General features: G+C 41.7%; 9 protein-coding genes and 1 pseudogene. 8 read left to right on the plus strand and 2 right to left on the minus strand.

Features of this window, described 5'->3' with window-relative positions; translation table 11 throughout:
* Positions 1-31: 31 nt before the first annotated feature.
* The 4 genes from H7844_12395 to H7844_12410 all read left to right on the plus strand — a co-directional run bounded on the left by H7844_12395 (position 32) and on the right by H7844_12410 (position 4,941).
* Complete coding sequence (locus H7844_12395; protein ID MEO5358081.1) at positions 32-1,096, plus strand: SGNH/GDSL hydrolase family protein; 1,065 nt, start codon at positions 32-34, stop codon at positions 1,094-1,096.
* Between the two features lie 13 nt (positions 1,097-1,109).
* Entirely contained in the window at positions 1,110-2,249 is a 1,140-nt protein-coding gene (locus H7844_12400) for an SGNH/GDSL hydrolase family protein (protein MEO5358082.1), read from the plus strand.
* A 130-nt stretch (positions 2,250-2,379) separates the two neighbouring features.
* Positions 2,380-3,711 (plus strand): sigma 54-interacting transcriptional regulator, encoded by a 1,332-nt coding sequence (locus H7844_12405; protein ID MEO5358083.1) that lies wholly within the window; start codon positions 2,380-2,382, stop codon positions 3,709-3,711.
* Between the two features lie 39 nt (positions 3,712-3,750).
* Positions 3,751-4,941 (plus strand): VWA domain-containing protein, encoded by a 1,191-nt coding sequence (locus H7844_12410; protein ID MEO5358084.1) that lies wholly within the window; start codon positions 3,751-3,753, stop codon positions 4,939-4,941.
* Between the two features lie 21 nt (positions 4,942-4,962).
* On the opposite strand, the pseudogene H7844_12415 reads toward H7844_12410, so the two are convergent.
* Positions 4,963-5,349, minus strand: a pseudogene (locus H7844_12415) (lytic transglycosylase domain-containing protein).
* Between the two features lie 701 nt (positions 5,350-6,050).
* Here H7844_12415 and H7844_12420 point away from each other — a divergent pair.
* From H7844_12420 to H7844_12435, 4 genes are all read left to right on the plus strand, one after another.
* Positions 6,051-6,722 (plus strand): response regulator, encoded by a 672-nt coding sequence (locus H7844_12420; protein MEO5358085.1) that lies wholly within the window; start codon positions 6,051-6,053, stop codon positions 6,720-6,722.
* A gap of 563 nt (positions 6,723-7,285) precedes the next feature.
* Complete coding sequence (locus H7844_12425) at positions 7,286-8,536, plus strand: homocitrate synthase (GenBank protein ID MEO5358086.1); 1,251 nt, start codon at positions 7,286-7,288, stop codon at positions 8,534-8,536.
* Positions 8,533-9,618: an isocitrate/isopropylmalate dehydrogenase family protein gene (locus H7844_12430; GenBank protein MEO5358087.1), complete on the plus strand. Its 1,086-nt coding sequence runs from the start codon at positions 8,533-8,535 to the stop codon at positions 9,616-9,618. The genes H7844_12425 and H7844_12430 overlap by 4 nt, the downstream gene beginning before the upstream one ends.
* 34 nt (positions 9,619-9,652) lie before the next feature.
* Positions 9,653-10,183: a hypothetical protein gene (locus H7844_12435; GenBank protein ID MEO5358088.1), complete on the plus strand. Its 531-nt coding sequence runs from the start codon at positions 9,653-9,655 to the stop codon at positions 10,181-10,183.
* Positions 10,184-10,342: 159 nt separating this feature from the next.
* Here H7844_12435 and H7844_12440 read toward each other — a convergent pair.
* Positions 10,343-10,593, minus strand: a 251-nt coding sequence (locus H7844_12440) for a hypothetical protein (protein MEO5358089.1), incomplete at its 5' end; no start/stop codon positions are given.

Consider the following 10,593-nt stretch of genomic DNA (forward strand, 5'->3'; position numbering starts at 1 on the left):
CCGGTAGCATAAGATTAAAGACGGCAATACAGTGAAAAGCAGCACTAATTATAATAAAAATATCTTTGAACATAATCCATATAAAACCATAGTTTTTACTGTATTAATTTTACTAAGTGCATGTCTTTTAGCTTTTGAGGCTTATTTAAGAATTTTTGTGCCGTTGCCATATATTGTTGAGTCATTTGAGTACCATCACGATTTACGAAAAAACTTTAATGGAAAAGTCCGCTGGGGAGAGACTACATATCAACTAAGAACAAACTCATTAGGTTTTAAAGACAGGCGACGGAAGGATACAGACCTGAAAAACACTAAAGCCCGTCATCGTATATTGCTTGCCGGTGATTCCTTTACCGAGGGAGTGGGAGTTATCTATGAAAAAACATTTGCAGGTTTGCTGGATAATTACTTTTCAAAGTCTGATACAGAGGTTTTTAATTCCGGAGTTCAGAGTTACAGCCCTGTGTTATATTATTATAAGCTAAAATATTTAATGGAAATTCAGGGGCTTAAATTCGATGAGGTTATACTTTTTGCCGACATATCTGATATTAAGGATGAGCTTAGGTATTTAGGCTTCAGGCCGTCAAAACCGGCAGCATTGCAAAAAATAGTTTTTTTTCTGAAAAGTGACATCATGGTAATTAACTATCTGTTAAAAAAATACGGACAGATACAGAATAAAATATACTGCAAACAAACAGCTGATAATGCTACCACTGCTGTGCAAAAAACCGGCAATTCAAATCCAATAAACATGGATATTGTCGGACTGGAATTGGCAAAGGCCAACACCTGGAGAGTTATCAAACTATGCCTGGACAATAAGATAAAGATTACTCTGGTAATTTACCCTCATCCCATAGACATAATCAACAATGATTATAATTCTGCTTATATGCAGCAGTGGAAGGAGTTTTCAGAGTTAAAAAATGTAAAACTAATCAACCTGTATCCGTACTTTTTCACAGGGGCAGGGGCTGAGGAAACAATAAAAAAATATTTCATTAAGGATGACTTACACTGGAATGAGGTGGGACACAGGTTTGTGGCTGATTTGCTGATAAAAGAGCTATTGCCGGCGGTTGAGTAAGCAGATGGTAAAGATGGAATTCCCCGGTTGGAAAAATGTTGCTGCAGTATTAGTTGGTTGTGTCGTTGCAGCGATAGTATTTGAGGTATTTCTTCGTGTTTATAATCCTGTCCATTTCACTGTAAGAGGGGATAACATCACTTTAGCAGCAAATGAGACAATACATATAGAAAATAAGGATATTCCAAACATTGACAAGCTGATAAAAGTATGGAGAAACTCCATTGGTTTCAGGGGTGCCGACCCGCCTGTGGGGCTGGACGGCTACCTGAGTATCATCTCAGCCGGGGGCAGCACAACAGAGTGTCTCTTCCTATCCGACGGCAAGACATGGACAGACCTTTTAGCAAATAAATTAAAGAAAAACTTCCATCCTCTATGGATAAATAACGCAGGAATATCCGGGCATTCATCTTATGGACACTACATATTGATTCAAAGTTATATTTCAAAAATTCATCCCAAAGTAGTTCTCTTTCTTGTCGGGGCAAACGAAATCCAAAAGTCTGAAACACATCCAAACGAGCGGGCGATAATGCAAAAGCATGACAGCACATATAATTTTAAAACCTTTGTAAACTATCTTGCATCAAAGACGGAAACGGTGTACTTTTTACAAAATATTAACAGATTCCGGCAGGCGGCAAAGGCACACCTATACACGGAGCCTTTTGATGTCCGTACTGAAAACACATTATCACTGCCGGATATGGCTAAAGAGGTCAGGCAGGCTAAGGCTGAGAATGCCGCAGCCCTTAGTGCATATGAGCAGAGACTTCACAGGCTCATTGACATAACCGTCAATAGCTCAATCGTACCGGTTTTAATAACCCAGCCGGTTCTCTATGGAAATGCAATTGACAATTCAACCGGCAAAGACCTAGGCAAACTTAAATTTGCAGGCAATTATAACGGTGAGCTTTGGTGGAATATTATGGAAATGTATAACGACGTCACAAGAAAAACCGCTTCAGAAAGAAATGTATTTATCATAGACCTTTCAAAAGAACTACACAAAGACTCACGTTACTACTACGACTGGCTGCACTTCACAAATACAGGAGCTCAACAGGTATCAGAGATTCTTTATAAGCACCTGTGTCCGTTTTTATCGGAAAAGTATCCGGAATTAAACATCGGTAAGTGTTTATGACTATACTTTATCATTTGAAAAAGCTTATACCAAGATGGGGAGTACAGGTCACTTGACTAAATACACAGTATTAAGATATTATAAGTGTTGATGATAAGAGACGGAAACCAGCAAAGGCACTTATATAATAATGATTAAAGAAAAACAGAATGATGTAATACCTCTAAACCGTCTTGATGTCGGGCATATTTGCAACAAAAGCCTAAGTGTCCGTTTTATGACACAATTGAAAAAGGATCTGGATGCCGGCAAAGACGTGTTCCCCTCCATATTCGGCCTTGACCACGTCAAAAGAAGACTGGTTGAGATTCTGATGACCGGAAACGGTGTGCTTCTTAAAGGAGACTTCGGCGTTGGTAAAACACATCTCAGTAACGCCATTTTTACAATCCTCAGAGACTACTACCTGCAGAATCAGGTTTTCACCAACGTGGGATGTCCGGTAAGGGAAAATTCCTTATATCTGCATAATTACCTGACCGGCAGGGATGTAACCGCATATGATAACGTCTGCCCGGTTTGCAGACATAAGTACATAGAGGAATTCAGCGGTTTGGATAACGTTATGGCAGAGCGGGTATATTTAACCGAGGGAAGCGGTTTTGCACGGATACAGGGCAATGAGGATGTCGAACCGGAACGAATTCTTGGTATGTATCATCTTGTTAGATATGCAGAAATCGGTGATCCCTTTGATCCCCGTGTCCTTGAGCCTGGTAAGATTGCACAGAGCTCGGGCGGTATCTTGTTTGTGGACGAACTAGGTCTGCTTAACAAAGAAGCTCAGTATGCACTGATTCAGGGACTTCAGGAAAAACAATTCACCCCTACTAACAGCAGAATGACTTTCCCCGTAGATTTTCTCTTTGTAGCAACAACAAACAATATAAACGAGTATCAAATCCACACCGCCATAAACAATCGTCTGGTTGGTTTAAGGGTGGACAGGGTCGGCCATGACGATGAAATCAGAGTTGTAAAGAAAGAGCTTGAGGGAAAGGGTTTAAATACTGAATTTCCGGAGTTGTTCCTCGATTTTCTTGTTGACACAATACGGCTGCTCAGTGATGCAACGGTTTACCTGGGGCCGCGTTCATCGATAAGAGCCTCTCAGATAGCCGCAGCCAGCGCCACACTTGAGGGAAGAAATATTGTCAGCTACTGCGATGTTAAAGAGGGCCTCTACACAGAGGTGTCTGGACAGGCAAGTGATGAAACATTTTCCGACTGCATGGAAATGCTTGCCAAAGATTTCCCGTCAATCAGGGATTTCTTACAAAGCAGACTTCCGGTAATTGAAAATGTCGCCGCTTATTTTGACTTGTTTGATGACTTTGATTCAGCCGTGCAAAATGTTGACCATGAGGTTCTTGCACCGCTTATAGAGATGTTACCGGAGGGTGAAAGAAGCCGCAGCGTTGCCATATCGTACCTGGATGCCTACATAAGGACATGTCCTTAAAATCTTAAGTCAACACGTATGAAATATTCATAGACGCCTGTGCTGACAAAGATTAAACACTGGTGTGATACACCTTCCCAATATGAAAAGCCTGTCTCCATCGTGCCCCCATCCATATTAGCTCTTTTGCTTGACAATGAAAACGATATGGAAGACAAATTTGTCCTTGCAGCTATGGAGAAACTTCATCCTGCCGTAAAAAACCTTGAGGTACCATTCAACCCTCCGGTTTTCCCTTTTGACAACAATGACTTTCAGGACCCTTTTTATCTGGTCCACACAGATACCCAGGCTGCCATAGACCTTGGCAATATCAAGAGTATGGATGACACAGAGGCTGAGGCTTTTCTTAAAGAAATTTACGGCAGATTTACGTTTTTGTCAAACGGCAAGGTACGGGTAAAAAAGCGTGACCTGATAAATTTTGCAGGGAAAAGTTACTATTTTGATACCATCAAAAAAAGCGGCCACAAGGCATCAAAAGAGGACGCAGCAGAGAAACGCAAGAAGGATTTTCTTGCCGGTAAAACGTCTCTGCTCTCAGATATACACATGCCTTCAACAATTGTCAAAGGGGTTATAAGGAGAGTTGTGACAGGGGCGTTAACACTCATAGAAAAAGACGACCTCATGAGCTGCCGCAGACAAGCCGGGGAAAGAGCAAACATACTTATCGCCATTGACAGCAGCACATCTATGGAGCAGTACGGTAAACTTGAATACGCCGCAATGGCCTCTCTGTCCTTTCATTACTATAAGTCAACGCACTACAGAGAAAGCAAAGTAAAATTTGTCGCTTTTAACGAAAACATTCAAGAAACGGATCCTCTGGATATACTGGGTATTAAAGCCGGCGGGATGACCCATACTGCAGAGCTTCTTGAATTTGTTTATCATTATTTCTCAGGGAAAAACAAGGGTGAAAATCCGGAACTTTATATTATAACGGATGGTTATCCCCAAAAAAGCGGAATTAGCGACACAGTGTATCAATCACGAACCCTGAAAGCGGCACAGCGGCTAAAAACCCTTAAGATCAGGACAAAGATACTGTTGGTTTACACAGAAGACAGCACCCTTAACGACTCTGTGGTACGCTACAACAAACTGATAAGCGATGCACTGTCCGGTGAGTTGATAAAAATAGGCCCCCGGGACATCTCTCAAACTCTTATTAAAAGTGATAGTTCCAATTCTAATTCAAAAGTAAACGCCTCGTTACTCTTTTGACTGCTACTTGGTATTACTGTTTTAAGCAATCTCAGTGTTATCGAAGTTACCTGAATAATTCTTATAGTAAGATTGCACTTTTGTGATATAGTTTTTTGTCTCAGCAGGCATTTTTGACGGTCGTCTTTCGAGATTTCCCATACCCCAGTTATATGCGGCTATAGCCTGATTGACATTACCGTTATATCTGTCCAATAGTTGCCGGAGGTATTTGGTGCCGCCCTCGATATTGTCCTTAGGGTCAAACGAGTTCTTTACTCCCAGCTCTCTGGCTGTTGCAGGCATAAGCTGCATTAACCCTCTTGCACCGGCACTGGATACCGCCTTAGCATTGCCCCCGCTTTCAGCACGTATCACTGCTTTAATCAGCGCAGAGTCTATTCCGTACTTGTTGGCTGCACTCTGCACTATGTCGTCATATCTGTCAACTCTCGGATTTGGAGCTATTGTATTTGCCTCATCAAGGTTATCAGTGTTGTTGTTAAGTTCAGGCGTCCCAACAGAGGTTGTTTCATTAAGGTTCTTGTACGATTGTTCAAAATCCCGTCGGTTTGTCACATTACTTGACGCTGACATTGAATCATGGTAGGCATAGGCAGACATAGCATTATATAGTGATGTGGATGCTGTTTTTGAAGTATCCCCCTCTGAACCGGCTGCGGGAAGCAAATTCCCAATTGCCGGAAAAATATTCCTGTCCTTGCCGTCATCTTGCGCTAACGAAATGTCCAGGGCTTTAATAAAGGAATCCTTAAGGGTCTGCTGCGCTGCACTACTGCTGTTAGCCTTTTTTTTGCCATGGTTTACGATTCCGTGTAATACAGTTTTAAAGTCTTGTCTGGGGCTGGCAAGTGTTTTAGTTTTTTGGGTTACCGCTATCTGTCCACCTTCTGAACTTATGTCAACTTTGCTTACCATACCAATATTAATGCAATTATTGTGCCAAATATTTTCTCCCACTTGTTCTAATGTTAAAAGAAGGTAACTATTGTAAAATGTTTATGCACACTTGACTAAAGTCACATTTTTCATTTAGCATATGTGTAGCGGGCGTTTTTAACATATTGTAGGAGGGGTGGAGGTTTTAATTAAATGCAGAGGTATATTTTGTGAACACTGTACTCGTTGTTGACGATAATTCTGAATTAAGAGAGCAGATTGCCGAGATACTCTCAGGGGCAGGCTATGGTGTCTCCGTTGCCTCAAACGGGCAGGAGGCCATTAATTTAGTTAATTTCAACGACTATGATATAGTACTTCTTGATATGGTAATGCCAAAAATGAAGGGACAAGATGTTCTTTCTGAATTAAAAAGGAACAAACCCTTCTTGAAAGTAATAGTTATAACCGGCTTTGCCACTATAGAAAATGCGGTTGACGCCATAAAGGGAGGCGCTATTGATTACATTACAAAACCTTTTAATATTGACTTTTTCCTGACAGTTATCCGCCGTGTAATTGAGGAATCCACCTTTGAAAAAGAAATGGGGGAACTCGAAATGGACAAAATTCTGATGTCTTTGTGTAACCCCATTAGACGTAACACTATAAAAATTCTGTCCCGTAAAAAAACCATCCGTTTTATGGAACTTAACAGAGAACTTTCGATAGACGACCATACTAAACTGGTCTTCCATCTTAGAATCCTCAAAGATGCCGATATAATTTCCCAGGATTCAACAAAAGCATATTACCTTACCGACACAGGGTTAAAAGTGTATCAGAGTCTTCTCATCCTCGAAAAATATCTGGTATCATTTGAAACACCACGCTATATGTGAAATACAATTCACAAGATATCCTTTCTTTTGAATAAGATTTATCTTGTTTTACAACCGTTAACTCAATTATCATAAATCATAGTATCACTACGATAAATGCAAAGGAGAAAATAAGGAAAATGGGAGCAGCTCTTAAAAAAAAACCTACCCTAAAAAAGCGCCTATGTACCTTTGTAATGGAATCAATGTTGAAACTACCTCCATGTTTCAGCAATTGTGACATAAACCGGCTGCTCCCATCCCACCATATAGCCATATAGCAATACCGGTCTGTCTTATTTTCAGGGGGTAAGACAGGCCGGCGTTGCATTTGGCAACTTTCTTTTGAATTCCCTCAACTTTCTGAACTATAAGTCATTATTGTGTTTTTATTGCTGCTTTTGCTTTGTACTCCTTGCCAAACTTCTGTCTGTTTTTCATCTGTTTCCCTCCAAGGACTTCAACTAATTATACTTTAACTGATTGTTCCATATTGGGGATACACTATAGCAAAAAATTCAGCTTGATATTGTATTTATTAAATGTTATGATAAGGGCAAAATTTAACTTTAGAGGGCTAAAAAATGGAAAATAATAAACCAAACAGTACTGTCCACATAATAGACGTAACAAACCGTGACGGCGTGCAGACATCGAGGATACTGCTGCCAAAGCTCTCCAAAACCATGTTGAATCTCTATCTGGATGAAATGGGGATTTATCAGAGCGAGGTGGGCTTCCCCACACTTAAGCATGAAATAGGCTATATTAATGCCAATCTCAGCCTGTTTAAGAAGGGTGTTATAAAGCAGATTCATCTGGAGGGATGGTGCAGGGCTGTTGTTGAGGACGTTGAGTTAACGTTTAAGAACTGTCCGGATATGAAACATTTAAACATCTCAGCCTCTACCTCAGATATATTAATAAGGGGCAAGTTCATGGGCAAAAAAACCTTTAAGGATGTAGTGGATCAAATGGTAAAGGCAGCTAAGGCCGCCCGTGACCTTGGGGTGGAAACTCTTGGAGTAAACGCAGAGGATGCTTCACGCACGGATTTGGATAAACTGGAGGAGTTCATATTAGCCGGCAAAGAGGCAGGGGCGGACCGCTTCAGGTACTGTGACACACTGGGGACGGAGGGACCTATTTCAATATATGAAAAAATAAAGGAACTATCCGAGAAAACAAATTTTCCAATAGAGATGCACTGTCATAACGATTTGGGTATGGCTGAGGCAATATCAATAGCCGGGGCAAGGGCAGCCGTGGAGTGCGGCCTGGATACCTACATAAACACCACGATAAACGGTTACGGTGAACGCTCTGGAAATGCCGATCTGGTTTCTATTTTGCTTGCCCTTAAGTATTCAAACCACTTCAAGGACAAGGTCTATCTTGAGGACAATGTGAATCTGAAACATTCATGGAAGATAGCCAAATATGGTTCCTATGCGTTTGGTCTTCCGCTTCCTATAAACCAGCCCGGTGTCGGAGCAAATGTGTTTGCTCATGAGTCCGGGATTCATGCAGATGGAGCGTTAAAAGACAGAAGAAACTATGAATTATACGACCCGGAGGATGTTGGGCGCGGCCACTCGGATTTGCTTGCAACCGGCAGGGTGATTACCACCGGCGCTTATGGCGGCATAAAGGGGTTTCGTCATGTTTATGATAACCTCGGCGTTTACTTCAGCAACGATGATGAGGCACGTGACATACTTGAGCTTGTTCAATATGCCAACCTGCATACTCAAAAACCACTGACCGATGACGAGTTGAAATTTATAGCCAGCAACCCTGAAGAGGTAAGAGATATTTTGAGGGTAAACTTATGACACACAACGTGACGTTGATTCCCGGTGACGGTACCGGCCCTGAGATAACTGAGGCGGTTGTAAGGGTCGTTGAGGCCACAGGGGTTAAGATCAACTGGGATATACAGAATGCAGGAATTGATGTTTTTGAGACAGAGGGTAATCCCCTGCCTGCAAGAGTTATTGAAAGCATAAAGAAAAACAAGGTAGCAATAAAGGGGCCTGTAACGACACCTGTGGGAACGGGTTTCAGAAGTGTCAATGTCACCCTGCGGCAGGAACTTGACCTCTATGCCTGCCTGAGGCCATGTAAGACTTATGAAGGGGCTCGAACAAGGTTTCCAGGCGTGGATATTGTGGTTGTGCGGGAAAACACCGAGGATCTCTATGCAGGAATAGAGTTCCAAAAAGACAGTGAAGGTGCTTTGTCACTTATTGATTTTATAAAGTCCAAAACCGGTAAGACAATAAGAGATGATTCCGGGATAAGTATAAAACCGATTTCAGTTTTCGGTACGGAGAGGATAGTGCGTTTTGCTTTTGACTATGCCCGTGCTAACGGCAGAAAGAAGATAACATCGGTGCACAAGGCAAATATCATGAAATTTTCAGACGGTTTATTTCTTGAGGTATCAAAAAAAGTAGCGGAGTCGTACCCTGACATTGAGTTTGAAGACAGAATCATAGATAACATGTGTATGCAGCTTGTGCAGAAGCCTGAACAGTACGATGTGTTGGTGTTGCCGAATCTGTATGGTGATGTGGTATCGGATTTGGCGGCGGGTTTAATAGGAGGTCTCGGTCTTGCCCCGGGAGCAAACATAGGAGCAGAGATGGCGGTGTTTGAAGCCACACATGGAAGTACCCCTAAGTACAAGGGATTAAATAAGGTAAATCCTATGGCTATGATGTTATCGGCAATTATGATGTTAAACCATCTTGGGCAACGCAGCGCCGCAAGCAGACTTGACAATGCCATTGCAGCATTAATCAGGGAAGGCAAAGACGTGACATATGACATGAAGCCCTCACCGGATGACCCTACATCAGTAGGAACCTCCGGTGTTGCCGATGCTATATGTAAGATACTTAAAAACAGATAGAAATTGTATAGCACTGGTAACTCTGAGAGGGAAAATGAAAAGATATGTTTTGTGGCTGTTTATATTGTGCATAGTGTCTCAGTTGTTTTCAACTGAGGTAAGCTCAAATGTCTGCACACTTACCAGGGTCTCATGTTTTGGTTACCAAAAGCCGCTTGATGTTAGAGGCTCTGTCATTGTACCTCTGTGTGAAGGCCTTTTTTCCACATGCCAGTTTTGTTATGATTATGCCACGCTTGCAAATATCTGCAACAGAGAGATTAGAGGGTGTTACGGGCGGTGTATGGTTTATGGCATGTGGGGAGCTTGCTATTCAAAAGATGGAAAAATTTCATGCACTCCTGACTCACAACCTGAGCAGCCAAAAGATGCGGCATCTGAGCAGACTCCAACTCAGGCACCTGCTCCAACTCCAACTCCAACTCCAACTCCAACACCTGCTGCAACAGCAAAACCTGAGCCGACTCCACAGCCTGAGCCAACGGTAAAACCTGAGCAGGCGGCAGAGCCAAAGCAGGAGTCCTCAACAGATACAAAACTAGAGCCGCCCAAAAAACAGGAATAAAAAATGGAGGATTTTTCCCAGGCTATAATAGTGTCTTTTTTTGGTAAAAGTCTCCATATAAAGTCCGGACTTAATGATTCCAAGCTGAGCTCGCAATGACAACCTTTACAAACTGAATTATACATATTGGTATAAGACGTTTGAGTTTTATATAAAATCTCAGCTGTAATTTGTTTTGTTGTTGCTGGTAAAAATGATGTGGATAGAAAACAGGGAAATACCACTGCCGCCATTAAAAGCGTAGCATACAGCGATGGTGAAATGGCTGCAATAACACAATATTAGATGTTCCGGACGTATTGCAAATATTTTATTTTTATGGTATCCTGAAAATATGACAGTAATAACAATACCAAGACCGTTAAGAGAGAAATTAGGCGATGACGGAACCGATGCCTTTATTGAAGTTA

It is taken from the genome of Nitrospirae bacterium YQR-1 (assembly GCA_039908095.1).
Classification (GTDB): Bacteria; Nitrospirota; Thermodesulfovibrionia; order Thermodesulfovibrionales; family Magnetobacteriaceae; genus Magnetomonas.